Source organism: Terrabacter sp. 2YAF2, from assembly GCF_052114705.1.
In the GTDB taxonomy this organism is placed as follows: Bacteria; Actinomycetota; Actinomycetes; order Actinomycetales; family Dermatophilaceae; genus Terrabacter.
This window is the reverse complement of record NZ_JBFRFG010000007.1, coordinates 157780-182199: the sequence shown is the minus strand read 5'-3', so window position 1 is coordinate 182199 and position 24420 is coordinate 157780. Positions and strand designations below refer to the sequence as shown.

At 71.8% G+C, this 24420-nt stretch carries 26 protein-coding genes; 4 read left to right on the top strand and 22 right to left on the bottom strand.

Going from position 1 to position 24420, the window contains the following annotated elements; genetic code table 11:
- Position 1 precedes the first annotated feature (1 nt).
- From AB4030_RS11125 to AB4030_RS11115, 3 genes are read right to left on the bottom strand one after another with little or no spacing between them, the layout of a single operon-like run.
- Positions 2-745 carry a cytochrome c biogenesis CcdA family protein gene (locus AB4030_RS11125; protein WP_442279284.1) on the bottom strand — a complete coding sequence of 248 codons (744 nt, stop codon included), beginning with the start codon at positions 743-745 and terminating at the stop codon, positions 2-4.
- A 7-nt stretch (positions 746-752) separates the two neighbouring features.
- On the bottom strand, positions 753-1367 hold the full coding sequence (locus AB4030_RS11120) for a TlpA family protein disulfide reductase (protein WP_442279283.1): 615 nt from the start codon (positions 1365-1367) through the stop codon (positions 753-755).
- Positions 1367-2035 carry a histidine phosphatase family protein gene (locus AB4030_RS11115; protein WP_442279282.1) on the bottom strand — a complete coding sequence of 223 codons (669 nt, stop codon included), beginning with the start codon at positions 2033-2035 and terminating at the stop codon, positions 1367-1369. The genes AB4030_RS11120 and AB4030_RS11115 overlap by 1 nt, the downstream gene beginning before the upstream one ends.
- 129 nt (positions 2036-2164) lie before the next feature.
- On the opposite strand from AB4030_RS11115, the gene AB4030_RS11110 reads away from it, so the two are divergent.
- Complete coding sequence (locus tag AB4030_RS11110; protein WP_442279281.1) at positions 2165-2782, top strand: LysE family transporter; 618 nt, start codon at positions 2165-2167, stop codon at positions 2780-2782.
- A 13-nt stretch (positions 2783-2795) separates the two neighbouring features.
- Here the strand turns inward: AB4030_RS11110 and AB4030_RS11105 are convergent, their stop codons facing one another.
- The 9 genes from AB4030_RS11105 to AB4030_RS11065 form a co-directional block, all read right to left on the bottom strand.
- Positions 2796-3416, bottom strand: a complete 621-nt coding sequence (locus AB4030_RS11105; RefSeq protein WP_442279280.1) for a putative quinol monooxygenase — start codon at positions 3414-3416, stop codon at positions 2796-2798.
- A gap of 172 nt (positions 3417-3588) precedes the next feature.
- Positions 3589-4926 carry a glutamate-1-semialdehyde 2,1-aminomutase gene (gene hemL, locus AB4030_RS11100; RefSeq protein WP_442279279.1) on the bottom strand — a complete coding sequence of 446 codons (1338 nt, stop codon included), beginning with the start codon at positions 4924-4926 and terminating at the stop codon, positions 3589-3591.
- A gap of 46 nt (positions 4927-4972) precedes the next feature.
- Positions 4973-5458, bottom strand: a complete 486-nt coding sequence (locus AB4030_RS11095) for a MarR family winged helix-turn-helix transcriptional regulator (RefSeq protein ID WP_442279278.1) — start codon at positions 5456-5458, stop codon at positions 4973-4975.
- Between the two features lie 35 nt (positions 5459-5493).
- A complete protein-coding gene (hemB, locus tag AB4030_RS11090) occupies positions 5494-6459 on the bottom strand; it encodes a porphobilinogen synthase (RefSeq protein ID WP_442279277.1) in 966 nt (321 codons plus the stop codon).
- Positions 6460-6473: 14 nt separating this feature from the next.
- Complete coding sequence (locus tag AB4030_RS11085) at positions 6474-8123, bottom strand: uroporphyrinogen-III synthase (protein WP_442279276.1); 1650 nt, start codon at positions 8121-8123, stop codon at positions 6474-6476.
- On the bottom strand, positions 8120-9091 hold the full coding sequence (hemC, locus tag AB4030_RS11080; RefSeq protein ID WP_442279275.1) for a hydroxymethylbilane synthase: 972 nt from the start codon (positions 9089-9091) through the stop codon (positions 8120-8122). The genes AB4030_RS11085 and hemC overlap by 4 nt, the downstream gene beginning before the upstream one ends.
- Positions 9088-10470 carry a glutamyl-tRNA reductase gene (gene hemA, locus AB4030_RS11075; RefSeq protein WP_442279274.1) on the bottom strand — a complete coding sequence of 461 codons (1383 nt, stop codon included), beginning with the start codon at positions 10468-10470 and terminating at the stop codon, positions 9088-9090. Before hemA ends, hemC begins: the two co-directional genes overlap by 4 nt.
- Positions 10467-11150 (bottom strand): redox-sensing transcriptional repressor Rex, encoded by a 684-nt coding sequence (locus AB4030_RS11070; RefSeq protein WP_442279273.1) that lies wholly within the window; start codon positions 11148-11150, stop codon positions 10467-10469. Before AB4030_RS11070 ends, hemA begins: the two co-directional genes overlap by 4 nt.
- Positions 11151-11293: 143 nt before the next feature.
- Positions 11294-11569: a glutaredoxin family protein gene (locus AB4030_RS11065; RefSeq protein WP_442279272.1), complete on the bottom strand. Its 276-nt coding sequence runs from the start codon at positions 11567-11569 to the stop codon at positions 11294-11296.
- Between the two features lie 184 nt (positions 11570-11753).
- Here AB4030_RS11065 and AB4030_RS11060 point away from each other — a divergent pair, with 184 nt between their 5' ends.
- Positions 11754-12539 (top strand): RNA polymerase sigma factor, encoded by a 786-nt coding sequence (locus AB4030_RS11060; RefSeq protein WP_442279271.1) that lies wholly within the window; start codon positions 11754-11756, stop codon positions 12537-12539.
- Positions 12540-12816: 277 nt separating this feature from the next.
- The gene (locus AB4030_RS11055) at positions 12817-14046 is read left to right on the top strand and encodes a DUF5667 domain-containing protein (RefSeq protein ID WP_442279270.1); all 1230 of its coding nucleotides are present in this window, start codon (positions 12817-12819) and stop codon (positions 14044-14046) included.
- 54 nt (positions 14047-14100) lie between these two features.
- Here AB4030_RS11055 and AB4030_RS11050 read toward each other — a convergent pair whose 3' ends face one another.
- From AB4030_RS11050 to AB4030_RS11025, 6 genes are all read right to left on the bottom strand, one after another.
- Positions 14101-15897: a 1-acyl-sn-glycerol-3-phosphate acyltransferase gene (locus tag AB4030_RS11050; protein ID WP_442279269.1), complete on the bottom strand. Its 1797-nt coding sequence runs from the start codon at positions 15895-15897 to the stop codon at positions 14101-14103.
- On the bottom strand, positions 15894-16940 hold the full coding sequence (locus tag AB4030_RS11045) for an NAD-dependent epimerase/dehydratase family protein (RefSeq protein WP_442279268.1): 1047 nt from the start codon (positions 16938-16940) through the stop codon (positions 15894-15896). Before AB4030_RS11045 ends, AB4030_RS11050 begins: the two co-directional genes overlap by 4 nt.
- A gap of 264 nt (positions 16941-17204) precedes the next feature.
- Positions 17205-17303: a 30S ribosomal protein bS22 gene (locus AB4030_RS11040; RefSeq protein WP_003792170.1), complete on the bottom strand. Its 99-nt coding sequence runs from the start codon at positions 17301-17303 to the stop codon at positions 17205-17207.
- 227 nt (positions 17304-17530) lie between these two features.
- Positions 17531-17731 (bottom strand): helix-turn-helix domain-containing protein, encoded by a 201-nt coding sequence (locus AB4030_RS11035; protein ID WP_147068502.1) that lies wholly within the window; start codon positions 17729-17731, stop codon positions 17531-17533.
- 214 nt (positions 17732-17945) lie between these two features.
- Complete coding sequence (gene aspS / locus AB4030_RS11030; RefSeq protein ID WP_442279267.1) at positions 17946-19310, bottom strand: aspartate--tRNA(Asn) ligase; 1365 nt, start codon at positions 19308-19310, stop codon at positions 17946-17948.
- A 281-nt stretch (positions 19311-19591) separates the two neighbouring features.
- Positions 19592-20788: an acetoin utilization protein AcuC gene (locus AB4030_RS11025; RefSeq protein WP_442279266.1), complete on the bottom strand. Its 1197-nt coding sequence runs from the start codon at positions 20786-20788 to the stop codon at positions 19592-19594.
- A gap of 50 nt (positions 20789-20838) precedes the next feature.
- On the opposite strand from AB4030_RS11025, the gene AB4030_RS11020 reads away from it, so the two are divergent.
- Positions 20839-21507: a potassium channel family protein gene (locus tag AB4030_RS11020; protein ID WP_442279322.1), complete on the top strand. Its 669-nt coding sequence runs from the start codon at positions 20839-20841 to the stop codon at positions 21505-21507.
- A 3-nt stretch (positions 21508-21510) separates the two neighbouring features.
- Here AB4030_RS11020 and AB4030_RS11015 read toward each other — a convergent pair whose 3' ends face one another.
- The 4 genes from AB4030_RS11015 to AB4030_RS11000 form a co-directional block, all read right to left on the bottom strand.
- Positions 21511-22038 (bottom strand): GNAT family N-acetyltransferase, encoded by a 528-nt coding sequence (locus tag AB4030_RS11015; RefSeq protein ID WP_442279265.1) that lies wholly within the window; start codon positions 22036-22038, stop codon positions 21511-21513.
- 90 nt (positions 22039-22128) lie between these two features.
- Positions 22129-22632, bottom strand: a complete 504-nt coding sequence (locus tag AB4030_RS11010; protein ID WP_442279264.1) for a GNAT family N-acetyltransferase — start codon at positions 22630-22632, stop codon at positions 22129-22131.
- A 15-nt stretch (positions 22633-22647) separates the two neighbouring features.
- Complete coding sequence (proC, locus tag AB4030_RS11005; RefSeq protein WP_442279263.1) at positions 22648-23454, bottom strand: pyrroline-5-carboxylate reductase; 807 nt, start codon at positions 23452-23454, stop codon at positions 22648-22650.
- 13 nt (positions 23455-23467) lie between these two features.
- Positions 23468-24418: a proline dehydrogenase family protein gene (locus AB4030_RS11000; protein ID WP_442279262.1), complete on the bottom strand. Its 951-nt coding sequence runs from the start codon at positions 24416-24418 to the stop codon at positions 23468-23470.
- Positions 24419-24420 lie beyond the last annotated feature (2 nt).

The following is a 24420-nucleotide window of genomic DNA, read 5'->3' as shown; positions in this document are numbered from 1 at the left end:
GTCAGATCGCCACCTGGAAGCCGTTGACGAGTCGCACCTGGAGCCAGACGATGACGTCCTCCCAGACCCCGGTCAGCATGAGCAGCCCCACCGCGACGAGGAGCAGTCCTCCGACGTTCTGCAGCGCCCTGTGGTGACGGCGCAGCCAGTCGCTCGCGGTGCCGGCGCGCTCCCACAGGGCGGCCATGAGGACGAAGGGCAGGCCCAGCCCGATCGAGTAGACGGCGGCGAGCGCGAGGCCCCGCCCGATGGAGCCCGACTCCGCCGAGATCGGCGCGGCCATGGCCTGGATCGCCCCGAGCGTCGGACCCATGCACGGGGACCACCCGATCGCGAACGCGGCGCCGAGCAGGGGTGCGCCCGCGAGACCGGCGCGCGGGCGCCAGCTGACGGGGACGGCATACGACCGCCCGACCCCGAGGAAGAGCAGTCCCATGACGAGGACGACGGCGCCGCCGAGGCGCAGCAGCGCGCTCTGGTGCTCACGGAAGGCGAGCCCGACGGCCGAGACGGCGGCTGCGGCGACGAGGAAGACGACGGTGAAGCCGAGGACGAAGAGCAGCGCCCCGAGCACGAGCCGCCCCCGTGACCGCTTCTCGAGCGACACGTCGGACAGGCCGGTGACGTAGCCGAGGAAGCCCGGGACCAGCGGCAGCACGCACGGAGAGGCGAACGAGACGAACCCGGCCACGAGGGCGACGAGCGCTGCCACGAGGAGCGAACCGGTGGCGAGCTCGGTATCCACGCCGGTCTCAGGCCTTCTCGGCGAGGACGTCGTCGATGAGCCCGAGCAGCGTCGAGGTGGAGACCGGGCCGGAGACCCGGGCCGCGATGCGGGCCTCGTGGTCGAGGACGAGGGTCGTCGGGGTGGCCGATGCCTTGCCCTGGAGCGAGAGGATCGGCACGCCGCCGTCGTAGGCGAGCGAGGGGTAGGTGACCTTGTTGGCGGTGAGGAACGCGCGGCCGGTGTCCGGGCTCTCGAGCTTGTCGAGGCCGAGGAACTCGACCTTCTTGCCCTTGGCCTGCACGCTCTCCCACGCCTTCTGCAGCGCGGGTGTCTCCTCGATGCACGGCGGGCACCAGGAGCCCCACACGTTGACGACGAGGACGGTGCCGACGCGCTCGGCGTTGCTCCACGGCTTGCCGTCGAGGGTCGTGCCCTCGAGCTTGACGGGCTCGCCACGATCGGTGACGGGCAGCTGCTCGATGGAGCCGTCGCCGGCGACGTAACCCTTGCGGTCACCCGAGCGGGCTTGGTCCGCAACGGAGTTCGGGTCGGTCGAGCAGCCGGCAGCGAAGGTGGCGATGCCTCCGGCCATGGCGACGGCGGCCCACCGCAGCGCGGTGCGTCGGTCGAGGTGGTCCATCAGGCGCCCACGCTCTTGCTCGCCCTCGCGAGCAGCTCGGCGGCCGGTTCGGAGTAGGTGATCGAGGCGAGCTCGTCACCGTGGTAGGTCAGGGAGGTGAGCGACGCGAGGGTGCACTCGCGCTTGCGGGGGTCGTGCCACAGGCGTCGGCCCTCGAGCTTGTTGCGGACCGTCCAGACCGGGAGCTGGTGGCTGACGACGACGGCCTCGTGGCCGCGGGCGGCGTCGCGGGCGTCGGCGATCGCCGCCAGCATGCGGGTGGCGATGTCCTCGTAGGGCTCGCCCCATGACGGCTTCGTGAAGTCCGTGAAGAGGTGCCAGTTGCGCGGGTGCATCAGGTCGCTCAGGCTGACGCTGCGACCCTCGAACTCGTTCTCCGACTCGATGACGCGCACGTCCGTGGCGACCTGCAGGTCATGGCCGGTCGCGATCGGGGCCGCCGTCTCCCGGGCCCGCTCGAGCGGCGAGGCGACGACGTGGGTGATGTCGTTGGTCTCGAGGTGGGCTGCGACGAGTCGCGCCATCTCGCGGCCGAGCTCGGACAGGTGGAAGCCGTCGAGGCGGCCGTAGAGCACGCCCTCGGGGTTGTGGACCTCACCGTGTCGCATGAGGTGCACGACCGTGAGGTCGCCGGAGCTCGCCGACTCCCCGCTCGTGCTCTGACCCATGGACGACAGTCTCTCAAACGTCCTGCTCAGGACCGAATCCGCGTCCGAGCCTGTGCACCCCCTGTGACGTGCTGCAACGCCAGTGGAACACCGGGCGGCGACCTGACTGCCCCGCCTACACTCCACGACGTGTCGTGGTCTGTCTGGCTGGCGCTCGTCGGGGCGGGCGTGCTCATCTCCCTCACCCCCGGGGCCGGTGCCGTCAACACGATGGCCAACTCGCTGGGGTCCGGCTGGACCCGCTCGATCTGGGGCATCCTGGGCCAGCAGGTGGCGCTGCTCGCCCACATCGTCGTCGTGGCCGCCGGGGTCGGCGTCCTCGTCGCGGGCTCCCCCGTGCTCTTCGACGTCATCCGGTATGCCGGGGCCGCCTACCTCGTCTACCTCGGGGTGCGGCAGTTCCGCTCGCGTGCAGCCGTTGCCCGGGTCGGGAAGGTGGATCGCGAACCGGCGTCGTCGATGTTCCGCCGGGGCCTCCTCGTCAACCTCACCAACCCCAAGGCTGTCGTCTTCTTCCTGGCCTTCACACCGCAGTTCGTCCGCCCGGACCGGCCGCTGGTCGCGCAGTACGCCGTGCTCGCCGCGACGATCGTCGCCATCGACGTCGTCGTCATGTGGTTCTTCTTCGCCGCGGCGGCACGCGGGCTCGGGCGGCTGACCCAGCGAGAGTCGGGCCAGCGCGCCCTGAACCGCGTCTTCGGCGGACTCTTCGTGGGCGTCGGCGTGCTGCTCGCCGCCGTCCACTAGAGGCGCAGCGGGCTCAGACGAGCTCGGGCGCGTCCAGGTGGGCGATGGCGAGGGTGAACTCGCCGATCTCGGTGATCCTCATGCCGGTGTCCTGCACGAGGTCCGCCCGCAGCCCCATCGCCGCGTCGCGGGTCGCCACCATCGCCTCGGGCGAGTCGTACGTCGCCGTCACACAGCACCTACCGGACATCCGGTCCACGAACAGGCTTGCGCTGCAGAAGCCTTCGAGCTGCTCGACCCGCGGCATGATCCCCATCCGGAAGGCGTCGAGGATGGAGTCGATCTTCGACGGGTCCCCCTCGGCCCACGTCACTCGGGCCGAGCAGCCGTCCGCGACGCGGTGGTCGCGGTGGAGGTAGGCGATCTCCCACTCGTCGACCGTGGCCTCACCGCCGAGGAGCTCGGCCGCCTGCTGCCGCAGGGGGGTGACGCTGTCGGCCGTGGCCCGCATCGCCGCCTCGTCGCGCCAGGCCGTCGTGACGATGCACCGGCCGCTGGCGCGGTCGGCGACCATCGACAGGCCGACACAGCCGTCCATCGCCCTGACCTGCGGCATCACCACGTCCTGCACGTGCGTGATGCCGGTCTCGATCATGTCGGGACGGCCCATGACCGTCGTGGAGCGTGCGTGCACGACCCCACCTCCCTCGGTCGGGGCGACGCCCGGACGGCGCCGCCGTCACCGACCAGCGTCCTCCACCCCGGCCGCCCACCACAATGCCCCGGGCCGCCTGGGCGCGTATGCCGTGTGGCCGGCTCCGCTCGCTCGTGCCGACAGTCGGGCGTGCCGTCAGTCGGGCGTGCCGTCAGTCGGGCGTGGCGGCGGCGCGGGCCGCGGCCGGCAGCGCCGCGAGCACGTGGTCGACGGCCTCGTCGTCGTGCGCGGCCGAGACGAACCACGACTCGAAGGCGCTCGGCGGCAGGTGCACGCCCTGGCTCAGCATCGAGTGGAAGAACCGGCGGAAGGCACCGGTGTCCTGGTCCTTGGCGTCGTCGTAGCTCGTGACGGCGCCGTCGCGGAAGAAGACGGAGAACATCGAGCCGGCCCACTGGATCGTGTGCGGCACCGAGGCGGCGCTCAGCTCGCTCGCGACGGCGCCGGCGATGGCGCGCGAGACGACGTCGAGGCGGTCGTACACCGCGGGCGTGCAGCCCTGCAGCGTCGCGAGGCCGGCGGCCGAGGCGACGGGGTTACCGGACAGGGTCCCGGCCTGGTAGACGGGCCCCTGCGGCGCGAGCAGCGCCATGACGTCGGCGCGGCCGCCGAAGGCGGCGGTCGGGAAGCCGCCGCCCATGACCTTGCCGAAGGTGAAGAGGTCGGGCGCGCCCGCGGCATACGGCCCCTCGAGGCCGTAGAAGCCGGAGGCGCTGCAGCGGAAGCCGGTCATCACCTCGTCCGACACGAGCAGGGCGCCGTGGGCCCTGGTGACGCGCAGCAGGCCCTCGGTGAAGCCGGGCGCCGGCGGGACGACGCCCATGTTGCCGGCCGCTGCCTCGGTGATGACGGCGGCGATCTCGTGCCCGCGCTCGGCGAACACGGCCTCGAGCGCGGGGAGGTCGTTGTAGGGCAGGACGATCGTCTCGCCGGCGCTCGAACGCGGTACCCCGGCCGAGTCGGGGAGGGCGAACGTCGCGATCCCGGAGCCGGCCGAGGCCAGCAGCGCGTCGACGTGGCCGTGGTAGCAGCCGGCGAACTTCACGATGACGTCGCGCCCCGTGAAACCGCGCGCGAGCCGGATGGCCGACATCGTCGCCTCGGTGCCCGAGTTGACGAGGCGCACCTGCTCGACCGGCTCGACACGGGCGACGATCTCCTCGGCCAGGCGCACCTCGTTCTCACTCGGCGTGCCGAACGAGAAACCGCGCGCGGCGGCCTCGTTGACGGCCGCCAGGACCTCAGGGTGGGCGTGACCGAGGATCATCGGGCCCCAGGAGCAGATGAGGTCCACGTAGCGCTTGCCGTCGGCGTCGGTGAGCCACGGTCCCGCGCCGCTCGCCATGAAGCGCGGCGTGCCGCCGACGGCGCGGAAGGCGCGCACCGGGGAGTTGACCCCACCGGGGATCACGACGCTCGCTCGCGCGAGCAGCGCTGCGGACGCGGGGGCGTCGGAGGCGGTCTGGACGGGGACGGGCTGCGAGCTCATGCCCCCAGTCTCTCAACCGTCGCCCGGCGTCCGTGCTGCCGGGTCGTCAGCGGTCGGTGCTCCCGTTGGGGTCGAGGTGGTCCCGCACGATCGCCATGGCATCGCCGATCGCGGTGAACTGCGCCGGGGTCATGATGTCGACCAGGTTGTCGCGGACGCTCTGCACGTGGACCCGGGCGATGTCGCGGACGGCACCCAGGCCGCCCGTCGTCAGGACGAGCTCGACCCCGCGCTTGTCGTCGGAGCACTGCTCGCGGGTGACCCAGCCACGGTCCTCGAGGCGCTTGGCGGTGTGCGTCAGACGACTGCGTGACTGGACGACCATGGAGGCGAGCTCGGACATCCGCAACCGGTGGTGGGGGCTCTCGGAGAGCATCGAGATGATCTCGTACTCGCTCAGCTGCAGACCGGCGTCACCGAGCGCGTCGTCGAGTGCGCGCTCGAGCAGCCGCGTCCCACGCAGGATGGCGCGCCACGAGGTCTGCTCCGAGTGGCTCAGCCACCGCACGCCGTCGTCCCCTGCACCTGACATGTCGACCTCCTGTGACTCCACAGATGGTAGTGGTGTCACGCGGTCCACTCGGGCACGTCGAGAGCGAAGTAGGTGAGCACGATCTGGGCACCGGCCCGACGGATCGACGTCAGCGACTCGATCGCCGCCGTTCGCAGGTCGATCCAGCCGTTCGCGGCCGCCGCCTGGATCATGGAGTACTCCCCCGACACCTGGTACGCCGCGACCGGCACCGACGAGCGCTCGGCTGCGGCCGCGACGACGTCGAGGTAGGACATCGCGGGCTTGACCATGACCATGTCGGCGCCCTCGGCGATGTCGAGGTCGATCTCGCGGAGCGACTCGACGATGTTGGCCGCGTCCTGCTGGTACGTGCGGCGGTCTCCCTGCAGGCTCGACTGCACGGCGTCGCGGAAGGGGCCGTAGAACGCGGAGGCGTACTTGGCGGCATACGCGAGGATCACGGTGTCGGTCAGACCCTCGGCGTCGAGCGCCTCGCGGATGACGGCGACCTGGCCGTCCATCATCCCGGAGGGCGCGACGACGTGGGCGCCGGCGCGTGCCTGGGCGCAGGCCATCTCGGCGTAGAGGAGGTTGGTGGCGTCGTTGTCGACACGACCGCGCTCGTCGATGACCCCGCAGTGGCCGTGGTCGGTGAACTCGTCGAGGCACGTGTCGGCCATGACGACGAGGTCGTCACCGACCGCCTCACGAACCGCGCGCAGCGCGACGTTGAGGATGCCGTCGGGGTCGACCGCGCCCGAGCCCGTGGCGTCCTTGTGCTGGGGAACGCCGAAGAGCATGATCCCGCCCAACCCCGCAGCGACACAGCGGTGGGCCACCTCGACGACACTCTCGAGGGTGTGGTGCTCCACGCCCGGCATGCTCGCGATCGGCCGCGGCTCGGTGATGCCCTCGGCGACGAAGACGGGCAGCACGAGGTCGCGCGGGTGCAGCCGGGTCTCCGCGACCAGGGACCGCAGGACGGGGTTCTGCCGCAGGCGGCGAGGACGCTCGATCATCGGGGCGCCCCCTTTCAGCGGGCGCGGCGTCGCGACGCGGGACGCTTGTCGCTGGGACGCTGCACCGGCTGGCCCGCCTCGGCCGCGGCGACGGCGAGGCCGACACCGTGCCCTGCGAGCGCGTCGACGAGGCTGAGGGCCGACGCCTCCGGCGCGAGGACGTCGACCCGGAGGCCGTGCTCCTGCGCCGTCTTGGCCGTGGCCGGTCCGATGCAGGCGACGACCGTTGCGGCGTGAGGCTTTCCGGCGATGCCGACCAGGTTGCGCACCGTCGAGCTCGACGTGAAGAGCACCGCGTCGTAGTCGCCGCCCTTGATGGCGTCGCGGATGTGCGCGGCCGGCGGGGCGGCGCGCACGGTGCGGTAGGCGGTGACGTCGTCGACCTCCCAGCCCATGTCGCGCAGACCGGCGACGAGGGTCTCGGTCGCGATGTCGGCGCGGGGCAGCAGGACCCGGTTGATCGGGTCGAGGGTCTCGTCGAACTCGGGCCACGACTCGAGCAGGCCGGCCGCCGACTGCTCGCCCGCGGGGACGAGGTCGGGGTTGATCCCCCACTCACGGAGGGCGGACGCGGTGACGCCGCCGACGGCGGCGACCTTGAGGCCGGCGAAGGCGCGGGCGTCGAGGCCGAACTCCTCGAAGCGCTCCCGCACGGCGCGCACGGCGTTGACCGACGTGAAGCCGATCCACTCGTAGCGGCCGGTGACGAGGCCCTTGACGGCCTTCTCCATCTGCTGCGGCGTGCGCGGCGGCTCGACCGAGATGGTGGGTACGACGTCCGCTGTCGCGCCGTAGCCGGCGAGGCGCTCGACCATCGAGCCGGCCTGGGCCTGGGTGCGCGGGACGAGGACCTTCCACCCGAAGAGCGGCTTGGACTCGAACCAGGCGAACTCGTCACGCAGGGCGACGGTGGGCGACACGACGGCGAGCGTGACCGCGAGCGGCTCCTTGCCGGCGAAGACGGCGTCGGCCTCGCCCAGGGTCGTGGCGACGGACGACTGGCGCACCGTGGTGCCGTGGGCCGTCAACGCCACGAGCGAGTCCGCGGGCCGGCCGGCAGCGCGAAGTGCGGCGAGCGCGTTCCGGATGCCCTCGGTGCCGCCGAGTAGCACGAGCGTGTCCGTGTCGGCCGCGTAGGCGGAGTAGTCGATGCCCGTACGCTCGACGCCGACGACGTGGACGGCCCCGGTGGACTTCGACGTCAGGGGGACCCCGGCATACGTGGGCCCGGCGGTGAGGGCCGAGACTCCCGGCACGACGTCGTAGGTGATGCCGGCCTTGCGGCAGGCGCGCACCTCCTCGACGAGGCCGTTGAAGGTTGCGGGGTCGCCGTCCATGAGACGGACGACGAGGCCCCCGGGGGCCACGGACTTCGCCGCCTTGACGACGAGCTTGGCGCGCACCGCGTGGGTGAGCTCCTGGCCCTGCTCGCCGTGGCCCGCGTCGATGATCTCGACGTCGGGTCGGGCGTGCTCGAGCACGACGTCGTCACGGGCGATGCGGTCGAGGACCACGACGTCAGCGGCGGCGAGCAGGTCGCGACCGCGCAGGGTCATCAGGCCGGGGTCGCCCGGGCCGGAGCCGACGAAGGCGACCCGCGCTGGCGTCGTCGCGTGGGTGGGAGTCGGGTCCGTCTGCTCGGACGGCTGGCGGGAAGGAGTCACGAAACTTGCTCCGGTTGGTGTGGGGCGTGGTCTGGGGCAGGTCCAGCTGACGTGGTGGCGATCTGGATGTCGGCGGCGCCGTCCTCCAGCAGGATTCGGGCGAGACGCGAGCCGAGGACCTCCGGCTCGCAGTAGGGGCCGACGAGGGAGCGACGCAGCTCGACGGAGCCGTCCTCGGTGCCGGCGAAGGCACGCAGCGACAGCTCGAGGCCGTCGTCGCCCTCGACGACCTCGGCGAGCGCCCCGACGGGGGCGGTGCACCCGGCCTCGAGCGCGGCAAGAAGGGAGCGCTCGGCGACGACGCAGGCGCGGGTGTCGGGGTCGTCGAGCACCGAGACCGCGGCCACGACGTCGTCGCGGTCGGACCGGCACTCGACGGCCAGGGCGCCCTGCCCGGGGGCGGGGAGCACCTGGATGGGGTCGATCACCTCGGTGGCCTCGTCGAGACGTCCGAGGCGAGCGAGACCCGCCCGGGCCAGCACGACGGCGTCGAGTGCACCAGTGGAGACGAATCCGATTCTCGTGTCGACGTTTCCGCGGATCGGACGAATCTCGATGCCGAGCCCGAGCGCTGCGAGCTGGGCCGTGCGACGCGGCGAGCCGGTGCCGACGACAGAACCCGCGGGCAGCTCGCCGAGCGTGAGGCCGTCGCGAGCCACGAGCACGTCGCGGCTGTCCTCGCGCACCGGCACGGCGGCGACCACGAGCCCCGGCTCGGGCGTCGTCGGCAGGTCCTTGAGCGAGTGCACGGCGACGTCGATGCGGCCCTCGAGGAGGGCACGGCGGATGGCTGCGGCGAAGACGCCGGTGCCTCCGATGGCGGTGAGCAGCTCACCGGACACGTCGCCCTCGGTCGTGATCTCGACGAGCTCGACCTCGTGGCCGGCCTCGCGCAGGCGGTCGGCCACCCAGCGGGACTGGGTGGTCGCGAGGGCCGAACGGCGCGTGCCGAGGCGCAGGGCGCTCATGTCTGGGCCCGCTTGGGGGGCGTGGACACGTTGGCGACGTCCTTGGGCTCGAGGTCGAAGAGCTCGCGAAGGGCTGCGGCGTAGTCGTCCCCGCTCCCCTCCATGGCGAACTCCTTGACCCGCATGGTCGGCGTGTGGAGCAGCTTCTCGACGATGCGGTGCACGGCGAGGCCGACCTCGGCCCTCGTCGCCTCGTCGAGTCCCGGGAGCCGTTGGTCGAGCCGGTCCATCTCGGTCGCGACGAGAGTGGCGGCCCGCTCGCGCAGCGCGGCCACGGTGGGGGCCACGGACTTCTCCATGCGGCGCGTCAGGTAGTCGGCCACCTCGCCCGTGACGAGCTCACGGACCCGCACGACCTGCGTCGTGTCGGCACGCCCCTCGAGGAGGAGTCCCAGGGCCTGGAGGTCGACGAGGGTGACAGCCGGCACGGCGTGCGGCCAGGAGTCCACGGGCTCGACGTCGCGCGGGAGCGCGAGGTCGACGACGACCTGCGGGCGACCGTCGCGACGGGCTGCGCTCTCGGTGAGCATGTCGGCGTTGATGACGTGGCCGACCGCCCCGGTGCAGGTGATCACGAGGTCGCTCGCAGCGAGCACGTCGGGCAGCTCGGACCACGACCGGGCCACTCCGGACGTCGCGGCGGCGAGGCGCTCGGCGCGCTCGGGGGTGCGGTTGACGATGGTGAGGGACTCGACGCCCTGGCGGCGGGCGGTCGCGGCGGCCAGGCCACTCATCCCCCCGGCTCCGACCACCGCGGTGGAGACGCCGTCGAGCGGTCCGAGGACGGAGGCCGCCTCCTCGAGAGCGATCTGCACGAGCGAGACGCTGTGCTGGTCGATGTCGGTCTCGGCGTGGGCGCGCTTGCCGACACGGAGGGCACCCTGGAAGAGCGCGTTGAGCGACTCCCCCACCTGTCCCCGGCCCTGGGCTCCGGCGAGCGCGTCACGCATCTGACCGAGGATCTGGGCCTCACCGACGGCCATCGAGTCGAGCCCGCAGGCCACGGTGAAGGCGTGGGCGACGGCCGCGTCGTCGTAGCGGACGTAGAGGTGGTCGGCGAGCGCCTCGGCACGGGCGGCGAACGCATCCGCCGGTGCGCCCGGCGTCAGCTCGGCGGGCCGACGGGTTCGCGACGGCTCCTCGATGCCGGCCGCGAGCGCGAGCGCCTCGCCGATCGCGGCGACGGCGGGGTGGAAGGCCGGCACCGACGCGTACACCTCGAGGCGGTTGCACGTCGAGAGCACGACCGCTTCGGTGGCCGTGGCCGACCCGAGGACCGAGGCCGAGATGGCCTCGGCTCGGTCTGGGCGCTCGGACAGCGCCTCGAGCACCGACAGGGGTGCCGTGTGGTGGGACAGTCCGATGACGAGCAGGTTCACTGGGCCACCACCGCCGACCGGAGGTCGCCCGCGGCGAGGGACTTGCGCTGGGCGTGGAAGGCGAGGATCTGCAGCTCCGTCGAGAGGTCGACACGGCGTACGTCCACGCCGCTCGGCACGGACAGCACGGCAGGGGCGAAGTTGAGGATCGAGCTGATGCCGGCGCCGACGAGGGCGTCGCACACGGCCTGGGCGGCGGGCGCGGGCGTCGCGATGACACCGATGGCGATCGGGTCCACGGCGTGGTGCGCGGTGAGCTCGGCGAGCGGGCGGATCGGCACGCCGACGATGCGCTCGTCGGCGAGCGCGGGGTCGTCGTCGTAGAGCCCGACGATCCGGAACCCCTTCGTGACGAAACCGGAGTAGGAGGCGAGCGCGTGTCCGAGGTTGCCCATGCCGACGATGGCCACGGGCCAGTCCTCGGTCAGGCCGAGGGCGCGGGAGATCTCGAGAGCGAGCGTCTCGACGTCGTAGCCCACGCCGCGTACGCCGTAGGAGCCGAGGTGGCTGAGGTCCTTGCGAAGCTGCGCGGAGCGCACTCCGACTTCGGCCGCGAGCTCCTCGGACGAGACCGAGAGGACGCCGTCCTCAGCGAGGCGGGAGAGCGTTCGGAGGTACTCGGGAAGCCGCGCGACGGTTGCGTCGGGGATCTCTCGACGCAGTGCTGGGTCGGCGGTCACTCTTGCTCACCGGCTCCTCTCGAACGAGGCTTTGTCCCGAACGCGGAGCACGTGGGGACCCGTTCAGGCTAGACGTTTGTGAACCCATGCACAAAGTTGACTTCAGCGGCCTACCACGGCATGGGACGCGCCGCTGAGGCAGGTCACTGCAAGGCGGCGCGCAGGCGCGTCTCGTCGACCCGCCAGAAGTCGTGCCGCTTCCCGTCGACGAACGTCACGGGGATCTGCTCGGCATAGCGCCGCAGCAGCTCCGGGTCGTCGTCGACGGACTGCTCCTGCCAGGCCACGCCCAGCTCGCCGGCCACGCGCTCGACCACGGCGCGGGCCTCGTCACAGAGGTGGCAGCCGGGGCGCCCGAGCAGGACGACGCGCGGTGCCGACCGTGGCACGGGAGCCTCGGCGGATGGTTCGCTCGACATGGAACCCACTGTAGGCACGCCCGCTGGGCACGCACGCCCCAGCGGCGCGTTCGATGCGCCACAGACGCCGCGTGGGGGGTCCCGCCCGAGGGCGTAGTGAGACAGACTGTGCACGATGCGCGCGAACAGGACACCGGGGCGCCGGTACCCACCTGTCACCGCGTCGGGAACGACCCCGGCGCGAGTGCTGCTGACACCTGTCCGCGGGGCCGCGCCGACCCTCGTGGCCGCCACGCCCGTGCTCGCGATGCCCGCCCCCGGAGGCTTCGGCCTGCCGGTCGTGCCCACCTGGCGGTCCGCGCTCGACGCCGTCTGGGCGGCCCTGGCCAACGAGGGGGCCGACCGTGCCGAGCTCACCCGGGCCGCCCCCGGGCCGCCCGGCTCGCACACCTCCCGGCGCCACGTCGAGCGCGACGCTGACGAGCAGGCCCGCGTCGCCGCCCTCGTGGAGCTGGCGCAGGGTGGGGACAAGGAGGCGTTCGCGCTGCTCTACGACGTCTACGTCGACACCGTCTTCCGCTACGTCCTCGTCCGCGTGGCCAACCGCGCGCTCGCGGAGGACCTCACGTCCGAGACGTTCCTGCGGGCGATGCGACGGATCGACTCGTTCACGTGGCAGGGCAAGGACATCGCCGCCTGGTTCGTCACCATCGCGCGCAACCTCATCGCCGACCACGTGAAGTCGGCGAAGTTCCGCTTCGAGGTCGCGACCGCGGACATGCGGGACGCCGACGAGCGGGTCGACTCCCCCGACACCGAGGTGCTGACGCGGCTGCGCGACGAGCGGCTCGTCTCGGCGATCAGGGATCTCGGCTCCGACCAGGCGGAGTGCATCACCCTGCGCTTCCTCCAGGGGCTCAGCCTCGCTGACACGGCGAAGGTGCTCGGCAAGTCCGAGGGGGCCGTCAAGCAGCTGCAGCTGCGGGCGACGCGGGCCCTGCGCAGGACGCTGGAGGGGGTCGAGCTGTGACCTGCGTAACCCGACCGGCACCCTCGTCGTTCTCACGGTGTAGGGGCGGCGCGTGTGGGCTCGTCCCGACGCTCGGCCCGCACCACCCACCCCTCGCCGTATGCCGTGTCGTATGCCGTGCCGCGACGTGCCCGCACGGGGCGCCGCGTCAGGAGGGGAGACCATTCCCGCCCTGACGGGGACGATGCGCCAGCAGCATCCACGACTGACCACCACCAGGCCGGGCACGACGACACACGCGAGACACGCGAGAGAAGCGAGAGACGAAGGAGGGGACATGGACCTCGGACCCAGAGCCGACGGCGAGCTCCTCCAACGCGCCCTCGACGGCGAACCGGTGGCCGAGCCCGGCATCCTCGAGCTCGTCGCCGTGCTCCACGCCGTCCAGTCGGTCGAGCAGGCGGGCCTCGCCCCGCGCGCCGAGTTCGTCTCCGACCTGAGGGCCCGCCTGCTCGCTGACGACGCGGCCGACGTCGCGCCCGCGGCCGCGCCCCTCCCCACGGACGGCACCCCGGGAATGGGTGGCACCGTGTCCGTGCTGCGGGTGGCGGCCAAACCCCTGAAGATGATCGCTGCCGCTGCCGCCAGCATCCTCGTCATCGGCGGGGCCCTCGGCTTCGCGTCCCGCTCGGCGGTGCCCGGTGACGCGCTCTACGGGGTCAAGCAGCTGCTCGACCGCGTCGCGGTCCAGCTCGCAGGCTCCCGCTACGACCAGGGCCTGACCTACCTCGCCCAGGCGCAGGAGCACATCGGTGAGGCGCGCGACCTCATCGACGCCGGCCACCCCTCGACACACGACCTCGACGCGGCCTACGACGCGGCGACCGACGCCACCAGCCGCGCCCAGACGATCCTCATGGAGGTCTACCGGACGGAGCAGCGCACCGAGGCGCTGACGGAGCTGTCGGACTTCTACGCTCGGGCCATCCCGCAGGTCGACGCCATGCGGCCGCGCGTGCCCGCGGCGTCGCTACCGGCGTGGCAGCGCCTGCGCAACCTGCTCGGGGCCGGAGACGTTGCGACGTTGCGGGAGCTGGCAGCCTGCGGCGCGTGTGGCGAGCGCGCCACAGCGGCCAGGCAGACGCTCGCGGGCCTGACTGGAACGGCCCGGCCCGGCAGCCCCGGCAGCGGCACGTCCGCCCCCGGCGCGCTGCCGTCCCAGCCCGGCGGCGTCACACTCTCGCGACCCCCGCAGTCGGCTCCGCCCCTGCCCGGCGCGTCGGTGCCGCCCGTCACGGGCCTCCCGCTGCCCGGCGGCACCGTCAACCTGCCGGGCGTCGGCGTGGGCAGCTCGTCGGTGGGTGTCGGTGGCGGTGGCGTCACCCTGCCCGGCGCGACGGTGAGCCTTCCGCACGTCGGCGTCACGTCCTCGACCATCGGGATCGGTGGCGGCGGGGTCACCCTGCCCGGGGCGACGATCTCGGTGCCGTCGGTCACGCTCGGCGTCCCCCTGCTGCCGACCAAGGTGCTGCCCACCACGATCCTGCCGACCCCTGGCCTCCCCTGACGCGCGGGACCGCTGCTGCCCCGCGCCGCCTCGGTGGACGTCTCGGTGGACGTCTCAGAGGAAGACGGACTTGCGCTGCATCAACAGGCTGTAGAGCGTCTGCTGGATCGTCTCTCGCACCTGGTCGGTGAGGTCGAAGACGAGCATCGGGTCGTCGGCCGCCTCGGGCCCGAAGCTCGTGGTCTCGATCGGCGGCCCGAACTCGATGAGCCACTTGCTCGGCAGCGGCACCATCCCGAGCGGACCGAGCAGCGGGAACGTCGGCGTGATCGGGGCGTAGGGCAGCCCGAGCAGCCGCGCAACCGCCGGCATGTTGCCGAGGATCGGGTAGATCTCCTCGGCCCCGACGATCGACACCGGCACGATGGGCACGCCGGCGCGCAGGGCCGCCGAGACGAACCCGCCGCGGCCGAAGCGCTGCAGCTTGTAGCGCTCGCTGAACGGCTTGCCGACGCCCTTGAACCCCTCGGGCCAGACCCCGACCAGCGCGCCGTTGCTGAGCAGCCGCTCCGCGTCGGAGTTGGCCGCCAGGGTGGTGCCGGAGCGGCGGGCCATGGTGCCGATGAAGGGCATCTGGAAGACGAGGTCGGCTCCGAGCATCCGCAGGTGCCGGTGGCGCGGGTGCTCGTCGTAGACGGCGACCTGCGTCATGAGCGAGTCCATGGCGATGGTGCCGGAGTGGTTGCCCACGACGAGGGCACCGCCGACGTCAGGAATGTTCTCGATGCCGCGCACCTCGACCCGGAACCACTTCTGGTAGAGCGGGCGCAGCAGGGGCAGGTGGACGCTGACGGTGTAGTCCTCGTCGAACCCGAACTCGTCGACGACGTAGTCGCCGGTCAGGCGGCGCCGCAGGTACGCGAGCGCCTCGGCGACCTGACGCTCGGCCTCCTCGGCGGGCACCCCGGCCGAGGTGGCAGCCGCGCGCAGCACGTTGACGGCGAGCTCCACGAGCTCGGTCGGGCCGGGTCGGGACTCCGAGGAGAACTCGGCGCCCTCGAGCACCGCGCCGACGAGCTTCTCGGCGCGCGACTGCAGCCCCGAGGTCAGAGCGTGCTCCCAGCCGCCCTCCGCCGGCGATGGCGTATGCCGTGGGCCCGGGTCTGCGCCGCGCGCCTCGTCGTGGGGGGTGTCCGAGTCGACCGACGGGACGGCGCGCAGACGGGTGGGCGCGCCGGTGGTGGCCCGACGCGTCGAACGCATCGAGGCGCGACTGGGCCGGGTCCGGGCCGGGGTCGGCTCGGCTGGCAGGGCGTCGGACGGCTCGTCGGGCTCGGCGACGTCCGCCACGTCGAGCGCCCCGGGCTCGCGACCTGTGGTCCCGGTCGTCGCCTCCCCGGTCGTCGACTCCTCGGTCGTCGCCTCGATGGCCCTGGGCGTCATCGCCGCCGACGTCTCGGGCTCCGTCGGGCCCTCCGTGACGGCCGCCACGATGACCTCGTCCGCCGTGTCGTCGGAGCCCGCAGCCAGCCGCCGGGCCGGGCTGAGGTCGACGGGGGCGGTCGGGATGAGGGGCGTGCCGCTCCGCCGACGCCGCTCGCCTGACGCCCGGGCAGCACCGGCTGCGAATGCGCCGCGGGCCGGTCGGGCCTTCGGCGCACGCTGCTTCGGCGGGGCCTTCTCGACCGTCGCCCCCTTCGCCCGGGTCTTCGTCGTCGCGGCCTTCTTCGTCGCAGCCCTCTTCGTCGCGGGCTTCTTCGCTGCCGCCATCTTCTTCGCGGTCTTCTTGGTGGCGGTCTTCTTTGCGGCGGACGTCGTCGCCTCGGGCTGCGGCGTCGCACCCTGCTCAGCCGGAGCAGACGAGGGCGTGGCCTGCTCTGAGGCTGCGGCCTTGGTGGGGTCGGCGGTCACGGCTGGATCCTGTCGAAGACACGGGAGAGTGCTGCGGCGGTGCCGCCTGCGGCGTCGCTGACGACCTCACCGACACCCTCCACGCCTGGCACGGCCGGACGAAGGTGGCGGGCGTAGTCCTCGAACGCCTCACGGGTGGTGAAGTGCGGCTCGAAGTCGAGCACCGAGCGCATCCGTGCGGTGTCGAGGCCGCGGCCGAAGGCGAGGAAGGTCAGCTGGTCGGACGAGAAGTCGGCCAGGCCGCTGCGCCTGACGATGGTGCCGATGACGCCGGCCGCCGAGAGCGGGACGGGGACGACCGGGCGGCGGGCGATCGCCGTGCACTGCGTGACGGTGAGGAACCCGTCACCCGCGACGTTGACGATGCCGGCGGGCGGGCCGGTGGTCGCCAGGATCATGGCGGCCGTCGCGTCGTCCTCGTGGACGAACTGGAACCGCGCGTCGTAGCCCAACGGGACCGGGACGACGGGCAGCGAGAAGTAGTCGGTGATGGCCGTGTGGATGCTCGGGCCGACGACGTTGGCCAGGCGCAGCATGGTGATCTCCACGTCGGGCCGGCGCCGGGAGAAACCACGGACGTACCCCTCGACCTCGACCGAGTCCTTGCCGAAGCCGGTGCGCGGCAGGGTCTTGGGGTTCATGTCCTCGGTGAACATCGCGGGGTCGCGGGGCGAGGAGCCGTAGACGGCGGCGGACGACTTCACGACGAGTCGCTTCACCGACGCGGACTTCTGGCACGCAGCGAGCAGCTGCATCGTGCCGATGACGTTGATCTCCTTCTGGGTCACCCGGCCGCCGGTGTCCTTGGGAGTCGCGATGACGTTCATGTGCACGACCGTGTCGACCTCGGCCTGCGCCATGATCCGACCGATCATCGGGTTGCGGATGTCCGCGCGGACGAACTCGGCCCGACCGATCGAGTGCTTCGGAGGCACGACGTCGACGCCGAGGATGCGCTCGATCGAGGGGTCCGTCGACAGCCGGCGCGCGTAGAGGCCACCGAGGTAGCGCGACACCCCCGTGACGAGGACGACCTTGACCATCGGCTCCTCCTGTCGACATGGGTGCGGACGCGTCGTGCACGCCCGGCCCGGCGCGCGCTGCGGAGCAGCCCTCGCTCCCCCGCACTGGAAGCCTATCGATGCGTGGCCGCATTCGTGGCCGGGCCCGGTGCGGATACCCGGATGTGTCGAGCCTCTCAGCGGCAGACGCGTGCAGGCATCGTGTCCCAGCACGCGAACGACCCCCACCGATGGTGAGGGTCGAGAGCGTGCGGGGCGATGCCGCCGGAACCTGAGCTGGTCAGGTCACTTCTTGTTGCGACGCTGGTGACGCGTCTTGCGCAGCAGCTTGCGGTGCTTCTTCTTCGCCATCCGCTTGCGGCGCTTCTTGATGACAGAACCCATGGTTGTCCTTGTCGTGTGACGTGTCCTCGAACTGAGCTGGTGCCGACCTGCGTCGACACACCTCGAAGGAGGATAGGTCGAACTTCACGAGCCGAACAGGATTGACAGCGTAGCGCGTGAGGGCCGCTACCCCAAAAGCGTGTGGATCACGCCACCTGGTGCACACCGAAGGGGGCGGTCGGACCCGGTGGTCGCGGCCGCCCCCTCAGGTGCGTGGTGACCTGCAGTCACGCGGTGTCGATGTAGGACGTCTCCAGGTACTTGTGCACCGCATCCTCCGGGACCCGGAAGGAGCGGCCGACGCGTACGGCCGGAAGGTCTCCGCCGTGGACGAGCCGGTAGACGGTCATCTTCGACACGCGCATGATCGAGGCGACCTCGGCGACGGTCAGAAACCGCACCTCGGCGAGCTGGCGCTCATTCGACATGTGTTACCCCGATCTTGAGTGGGTCTGCACCTCCGCGTCGACGGCTTCCCCTCCGACGAAACTGCACGCAGGTGCAAGAGGCAACACTAGGGGCAGTTGTGACTGGAGGGGAAGCGATCGACAGAACGAATCGATGAGGCGCAACTCGACACGCCGATGACGGGCCTGTGGATCTCCGGACCTGTCACGGCCCGTCAGGGCCTGTCAGGGCCGTTCACGGCTCGAGTCGGTGCAGGTCGCGCGGGAACAGCGTCACCTCGCGGACGTTCTCGGCTCCCGTCAGGCGGGCTACCCACCTCTCCAGCCCGATGGCGAAGCCGCCGTGCGGAGGCATGCCGTGGGCGAACGCGTCGAGGTAGCCGGCGAGGACCGCGGGGTCGGTGCCGGTCCGCTGCATCGCCGCGGCGTAGTCCGACGGGCGGTGCAGGCGCTGGCCGCCGGTGGTCAGCTCGAGCCCCCGGAAGAGCAGGTCGAAGCTGTTGCTGCCCTCGGGGGGCTCCGCCCCCCGAGCACCCCCCGAAGACACGCGTGGCCCAGACGGCCCGTAGCCCTCCGGCGCTGTGTAGAAGGGGCGCTTGGCCATCGGATAGCCCTCCACCGCAAGGAAGTCCGAGTCGTATGCCGCCTTGGCCCACTCGCTGAGCGCGCGCTCGTGCGCCGGGCTGAGGTCGGGCTCGTCCGGGTCGGCGCCGACCTTCGCGAGCGCGTCGCTGAAGTGGATGACGGGGAACTCCTCCGGCACCCGGGGCAGCTCGACGGCCAGGAGCGCAGCGGCGTCGCCGGCATACTCCCGGATGGCCTCGACCATGCCCGCGATGGCCTCGCGCAGGACCGTCAGCACGTCGCGGTGGTCGCGGATGAAGCCGAGCTCGGCGTCGAGAGAGGTGTACTGCGCGAGGTGGCGCACGGTGTCGTGCGGCTCGGCGCGGAAGACCGGGCCGACCTCGAAGACCCGCTCGAAGACCCCGACGAGCATCTGCTTGTAGAGCTGGGGGCTCTGCGCGAGATAGGCGGTCCGCCCGAAGTAGTCGACGGTGAAGACGTTGGCGCCCGACTCGGTGGCGGTGCCGACGAGCTTCGGTGTCGCGATCTCGGTGAACTCGAGCGCCCCGAGAGCCGAACGGAACCCGCGCATCGACGCGCTGGCGATCTGCCACGCCGCCCGGTGGCGCGGGTGTCGCAGGGTCACCGCGGCGTGGTCGAGGTGCGTCGGCAGCCCGGCCCCGAACGTCGGGCGCCACAGCTCGGCGGGCGGGGCGAGCGCGGGCTCGGTGAGTGCCGTGATCGAGGGTTCGACGAGCTCCGCGCCACCGGGCGCCGACTCGTTGGCCGAGACCGTGCCGGTCACCTCGACGACGGTCTCCTCGGGCAGGCCGGCGAGCTGCTCGACCGTGTCGCGGTCCTTGACGACGACCTGGGCCAGGCCCGACCGGTCGCGCAGGACGAGGAACGTGACGCTCGCGAGGACGCGGCGCCGGTGGATCCAGCCGGCGAGCGAGGCGCGCTCACCGGGTTGGGCGGACGCCAGGTCGCGGGCCAGCACGCGCGGAGCGGTGGCCGTGATTGGGGTTGGTTGCATTCCGTTCACCTCCAGAGGGTTGGTGCCCCGGAGGTGTGGGCGATGGGGAATGTCGCTGTGCCACCACACCTTCGCCGCCGCGGATCGCGGACGGCCTCTGGTCGTGCTCGGCTCAGGATCGTCAGGCCCGTCGTCGCCGTGCCGGCCACCCTACCCCCATCGAAAGAGCGATCCGTCCGCCATTTCCCCGATCGAAAGAGCAATCCGTCCGCCTTTTCCCCGATCGAAAGAGCGATCCGTCCCCCACGCGGGGGGACGGATCGCTTTTTCGATCAGGGTGGTCAGTCGAAGTGGATGTCGAGGCCGTGCAGGGGAAAGACGGCGGTGCGCGTGGCCATGATGGCGCGGTCGACCTCGCTGGCCGGGTCGTAACCCATCTCCCACGAGCGCCACCAGAGCGGGCCGTCCTCCGGCGTCAGGTCGCCCATCCGACGCGGGCCAGGTCGGCCGAACACGTGCTCGACGTGGGCCCGCCAGTCCTCGGGGACCTCCACGGTCGTCTTGATCGGGGCGTGGGCGGCGATCGCGGTCAGGTGCGTCCACGTGCGCGGCACGACGTCGACGACCTCGTACCCCCCGCCGCCGAGTGCCAGCCAGCGGCCCTCGCAGACGTCGTGCGCGAGGCGGTGGAGGGCATCGGCCGCGGCGCGTTGGGCGTCCACGGTGACGGCGAAGTGGGCCAGCGGGTCCTCGACGTGCGTGTCGCACCCGTGCTGGCTGACGAGCACGTCGGGCCGGAACGCTCGGACGACCGGCATCGCCACGGCGTGGATGGCCCGCAACCAGCCGGCATCGCTGAGGCCGGGCGGCAGCGCCACGTTGACCGCGCTGCCCTCCGCACCGGGGCCCCCGACGTCGGTGGGCCAGCCGGTGCCGGGGAAGAGCGCCCTGCCGGTCTCGTGCACCGAGATCGTCAGGACCCGGGGGTCGTCCCAGAAGATCCGCTCGACGCCGTCGCCGTGGTGCACGTCGACGTCGACGTAGGCCACACGCTCCGCGCCGTGGTCGAGCAGCCACTGGATGCCCACGGCGATGTCGTTGTAGACGCAGAAGCCGCTCGCCTTGCCGCGCATGGCGTGGTGCAGGCCGCCGGTGAAGTTCACGGCGTGCTCGGCGTCGCCCTCCCAGACGGCGCGGGCCCCGTCGACGGTGCCCGAGACGACCCGGGCACTCGCGTCGTGCATGCCCTCGAAGGCTGGGTCGTCCTCGGTGCCCAGCCCGAAGGCGTCGTCGGCCTGGGACGGGTCGACGGACGCCGCCTTGACCGCGGACACGTAGTCGGCGTCGTGGATGGTCGCCAGCAGCTCGTCGGACGCCACATCGGCACCGACCACCTCGACCCCGTCGGCGTCGAAGACACCGAGTGCCTCGCAGAGCCGGGCCGTGAGGTCGAGGCGCGCGGGAGCCATCGGGTGGGTGGGGCCGAAGTTGTACTTCGTGAAGGACGCGTCCCAGACGACCCGGGCCTGAGTTGGCATGATTGAGACGCTATCGCGGAAACGCGCACCGGATGACGGAGGTAACACGCATGGGCCGCAACCGGCTCTACGACGACGACGTGATCGTCATCGGGCTGGGACGCTTCGGCTCGGCCGTCGCACTCGAGCTCACCAGGCTCGGCCACCGCGTCATCGCCGTCGAGCGCGACAACGCCATCGCCGAGAGCTACGTCAACAAGGTGGCCAAGGTCGTGCACGCCGACATGGCACAGTCGAGCGCGCTCGACATGATCCGCAGCGCGGAGCCGAAGATCGCCATCGTCGGCATCGGCTCCTCGGTCGAGTCCTCGGTCCTCGCTGCCGCCAACCTCGTGGACGCCGGGGTGCCGTCCATCTGGGCCAAGGCGCTCTCCCCCGAGCACAAGCGCATCCTCGACCGCATCGGCGTCCACCACGTCATCTCGCCCGAGGCCGACTCCGGCCGTCGCGTGGCCCACCTCGTCAACGGCAAGCTGCTCGACTACATCGAGTTCGACGACGGCTTCGCCATCGTCAAGCTCAAGCCGCCGTCCGAGACGGTGGGCTTCACGCTCGAGCAGAGCTCGATCCGACGCAAGTACGGCGTCACCGTCGTCGGCGTCAAGGCACTGGGCGAGGACTTCACGTATGCCGTGCCGCAGACGAAGATCTCGGCGCACCACACGCTCATCGTCAGTGGTCCCGTCGAGCTCATCGAACGCTTCGCCGCACGTCCCTGACGGTCAGAGGCGCAGCCGGGGTCCGTTGTCGACGCCGAGCGGCAGGACCATGGCGATCTCCTCCTCGCCGTCCTCCTCGCTGACGACGCCCATCGGACGGCGGTAGTCGGTCGGGCGGAAGCCCATGCCGCTCGCGAAGGCGACGGCGCGGCCGTTCTCCGTGCCGACCCAGTAGACGAGGTGGGAGTGGCCGCGCTGCGCCGCGAGTGAGGCTCCGTCCTTGACGAGACGCGTGGCGACGCCCGAGCCGCGTGCCTCCGGGCGCACCCAGAGGCCGAAGAGCTCACCGGCCGTCTCCTCGTTCCCGGTGGCGGTACCGACGCTGACCACGCCGATGGCGCGACCCTCCCGCTCGGCGACGAGCCGTGCCGAGCGCTGCATGCGTTGGCGCCAGAAGTCCTCGTCGTAGGCCTCTTCCTGCTCGACCGTGGCCACGAACGCCTCGGGCGACTCACGTAGTGCAGCGAGACGGACGGAACGGTAGTCCTCCCAGTCGTCCTCGCCGAGGGGACGCACGGTGATGTCGGTCATGGGGTCCACCTTCGCACGACAGGCGCTCGGACCGCACCAGCGGGCCGGTGAACGTTCGGTGCATCACAGGCTGCTGCCCGAGCGAGTGGATCAGAAGCGGTGCGTCATCTCGATCTCGCGCAGGTCGGGACGCCGCGGGTGGTCGTGGACGGCACCGGTGCGCACGAACCCGCACCGCGCATACAACGCCTCGGCCGCCGCGTTGGAGCTCGTCACCTCGAGCACGACCTCGGACTTGCCGAGCCGCCGCGCCTCGTGGAGAACAGTGCGGACGAGCGCCTCACCCACCCCCCGACCGCGTGCCCGGGGCGCGACGTACATGCCGAACAGTGTTGCCGTGGTTGCGCGCTCGGGCTCCCAGTGCGAGCCGAGCCCGGCGCTGCCGAGGACCCCGTCGGAGTCCCGCGCCTGCACGAGCCAGGCCCCCTCGATCCGTTCGCGCCAGTCGGCCTCGTCATAGACGGCCTCGTCCGCGTAGGTGAACCAGAACGCGTCCGGAGCGTCCTGCAGCATCGCGAGACGGATGGCGCGGTGCGACTCCCAGTCGTCGGGCGAGACCGGGTGCAGGTGCAGGGCGCGGTGCGGTTCGGTCATTCCCCCACAGTGCCCTCAGACCTGGCCCGACGCCAGCTCCTTGGACCGGGCGGCGGCGGCCTCGATGGCCGTGACGAAGGCGGCGCGCACCTTGTGGTCGTCGAGCTGGCGGAGGGCGGCGACGGTCGTGCCGCCGGGTGAGCTGACCTGCTCGCGCAGCACCGTCGGGTGCTCCTTCGTCTCCTTGAGCATGGTCGCCGCACCGTAGAGGGTCTGGACGACGAGCTCCGTGGCCGTGGCGCGGGGCAGGCCCAGCACGACACCGGCCTCGATCATCGCCTCGACGACGTAGAAGATGTAGGCCGGCCCGCTGCCGGAGATCGCGGTGACGGCATCGAGGTGCTTCTCGGGCAGCCGCACGACCTTGCCGCACGAGCTGAGCAGCGCCTCGGCCTCGGCGAGGTGGTCGTCGGTGCAGTGGCTGCCGGGCGAGATGCCGGCCATGCCCTGGTCGACGAGGGCCGGGGTGTTGGGCATGACCCGGATGACCGACGTGCCCGCGGGAAGCCGCGACTCGAGGTACTCGGTCGTGATGCCCGCCGCGAGCGACACGACGGTGTTGCCGGTCGCCACGTGGTCGCGGATCTCCTCGAGGAGCGCGGCCATGTCCTGCGGCTTGACGCACAGCACGAGGGTGTCGGCGACGTCCGCCGCGTCGGCGTTGGCCATGACGCGGACGCCGTGGCGCTCGGCGAGCGCGTTGACCTTGTCGGGGGTGCGCCCGGTGACGACGAGGTCGTCGGGCGTGCGGCCCGAACGGATGAGGCCCGAGACGAGGGTCTCGCCCATGACGCCTGCACCGAAGATCGCCGTCGTCGTCATCGCGCCTCCCTGCTCAGCTCTTGGTGGCGACGCCGCGCAGGAAGAACATGACGTTGGCCGGCTTCTCGGCCATCCGGCGCATGAGGTAGCCGTACCACTCCTGGCCGTAGGGGATGTAGACCCGCATCTGGTCGCCACGGTCGGCGATCCGCTTCTGCTCCTCGGGCCGGATGCCGTAGAGCATCTGGTACTCGAAGGACCGCGGGTCGCGGCCGGCCTGACCCGCGAGCGCGCCCGCGATCTCGATGAGGCGCGGGTCGTGCGAGGCGACCATCGGGTAGCCCTCGCCCTGCATGAGGATCTTGAGGCAGCGCACATAGGACTTGTCGACCTCGGCGCCGGCCTGGAAGGCCACCGACTCCGGCTCCTTGTAGGCGCCCTTGCACAGGCGCACGCGCGAGCCGGCGTGCGCGAGGTCACGGCAGTCGGCCTCGGTGCGGTAGAGGTAGGCCTGGAGCACGGCGCCGACCGTCGGGAAGTCGGCCCGCAGCTCGCGCAGGGCATCGAGCGTGAGGTCCGTCGTCGTGTGGTCCTCCATGTCGAGGGTCACCGTCGTGCCGGCCTGCTTCGCCACCTCGCAGATCTCGCGGGCGTGGTCGAGCGCGATCTTGTTGCCGTCTCCCGGCAGCGCCTGACCGAGGGCGCTGAGCTTGAGCGACACCTCCACTGCGCCACCCTCGGTGAGGCCCTGGTCGCGCAGCGCCGTCAGCAGGGAGACGTAGGCATCCCGGGTGTGCTCCGCCTGCGCGAGGTCGGTCGTGTCCTCGCCGAGGTAGTCGATCGTCGACAGCCGACCGGAGGCGGAGATCTCGGACGCGGCGCCGACGACGTCGGCACGCTCAGCGCCGGGAACGAAGCGCCTGACGACCGAGCGCGACACGGGCGCCTTCTCGATGACGTCTCGGATCTTCTCCTGCTTGGACAGCTGCAGGAGCGAGTTGCGCAGCAGGTCGCTGGCGTCCACGG

Bases quoted from the DNA above. Each gene is read 5' to 3' on its own strand.
- AB4030_RS11120 (WP_442279283.1), bottom strand. From the start codon at position 1,367: ATGGACCACCTCGACCGACGCACCGCGCTGCGGTGGGCCGCCGTCGCC.
- AB4030_RS11115 (WP_442279282.1), bottom strand. From the start codon at position 2,035: ATGGGTCAGAGCACGAGCGGGGAGTCGGCGAGCTCCGGCGACCTCACG.
- hemL (WP_442279279.1), bottom strand. From the start codon at position 4,926: ATGAGCTCGCAGCCCGTCCCCGTCCAGACCGCCTCCGACGCCCCCGCG.
- AB4030_RS11095 (WP_442279278.1), bottom strand. From the start codon at position 5,458: ATGTCAGGTGCAGGGGACGACGGCGTGCGGTGGCTGAGCCACTCGGAG.
- hemB (WP_442279277.1), bottom strand. From the start codon at position 6,459: ATGATCGAGCGTCCTCGCCGCCTGCGGCAGAACCCCGTCCTGCGGTCC.
- hemC (WP_442279275.1), bottom strand. From the start codon at position 9,091: ATGAGCGCCCTGCGCCTCGGCACGCGCCGTTCGGCCCTCGCGACCACC.
- AB4030_RS11065 (WP_442279272.1), bottom strand. From the start codon at position 11,569: ATGTCGAGCGAACCATCCGCCGAGGCTCCCGTGCCACGGTCGGCACCG.
- AB4030_RS11055 (WP_442279270.1), top strand. From the start codon at position 12,817: ATGGACCTCGGACCCAGAGCCGACGGCGAGCTCCTCCAACGCGCCCTC.
- AB4030_RS11045 (WP_442279268.1), bottom strand. From the start codon at position 16,940: ATGGTCAAGGTCGTCCTCGTCACGGGGGTGTCGCGCTACCTCGGTGGC.
- AB4030_RS11040 (WP_003792170.1), bottom strand. From the start codon at position 17,303: ATGGGTTCTGTCATCAAGAAGCGCCGCAAGCGGATGGCGAAGAAGAAG.
- AB4030_RS11035 (WP_147068502.1), bottom strand. From the start codon at position 17,731: ATGTCGAATGAGCGCCAGCTCGCCGAGGTGCGGTTTCTGACCGTCGCC.
- aspS (WP_442279267.1), bottom strand. From the start codon at position 19,310: ATGCAACCAACCCCAATCACGGCCACCGCTCCGCGCGTGCTGGCCCGC.
- AB4030_RS11025 (WP_442279266.1), bottom strand. From the start codon at position 20,788: ATGCCAACTCAGGCCCGGGTCGTCTGGGACGCGTCCTTCACGAAGTAC.
- AB4030_RS11020 (WP_442279322.1), top strand. From the start codon at position 20,839: ATGGGCCGCAACCGGCTCTACGACGACGACGTGATCGTCATCGGGCTG.
- AB4030_RS11015 (WP_442279265.1), bottom strand. From the start codon at position 22,038: ATGACCGACATCACCGTGCGTCCCCTCGGCGAGGACGACTGGGAGGAC.
- AB4030_RS11010 (WP_442279264.1), bottom strand. From the start codon at position 22,632: ATGACCGAACCGCACCGCGCCCTGCACCTGCACCCGGTCTCGCCCGAC.
- proC (WP_442279263.1), bottom strand. From the start codon at position 23,454: ATGACGACGACGGCGATCTTCGGTGCAGGCGTCATGGGCGAGACCCTC.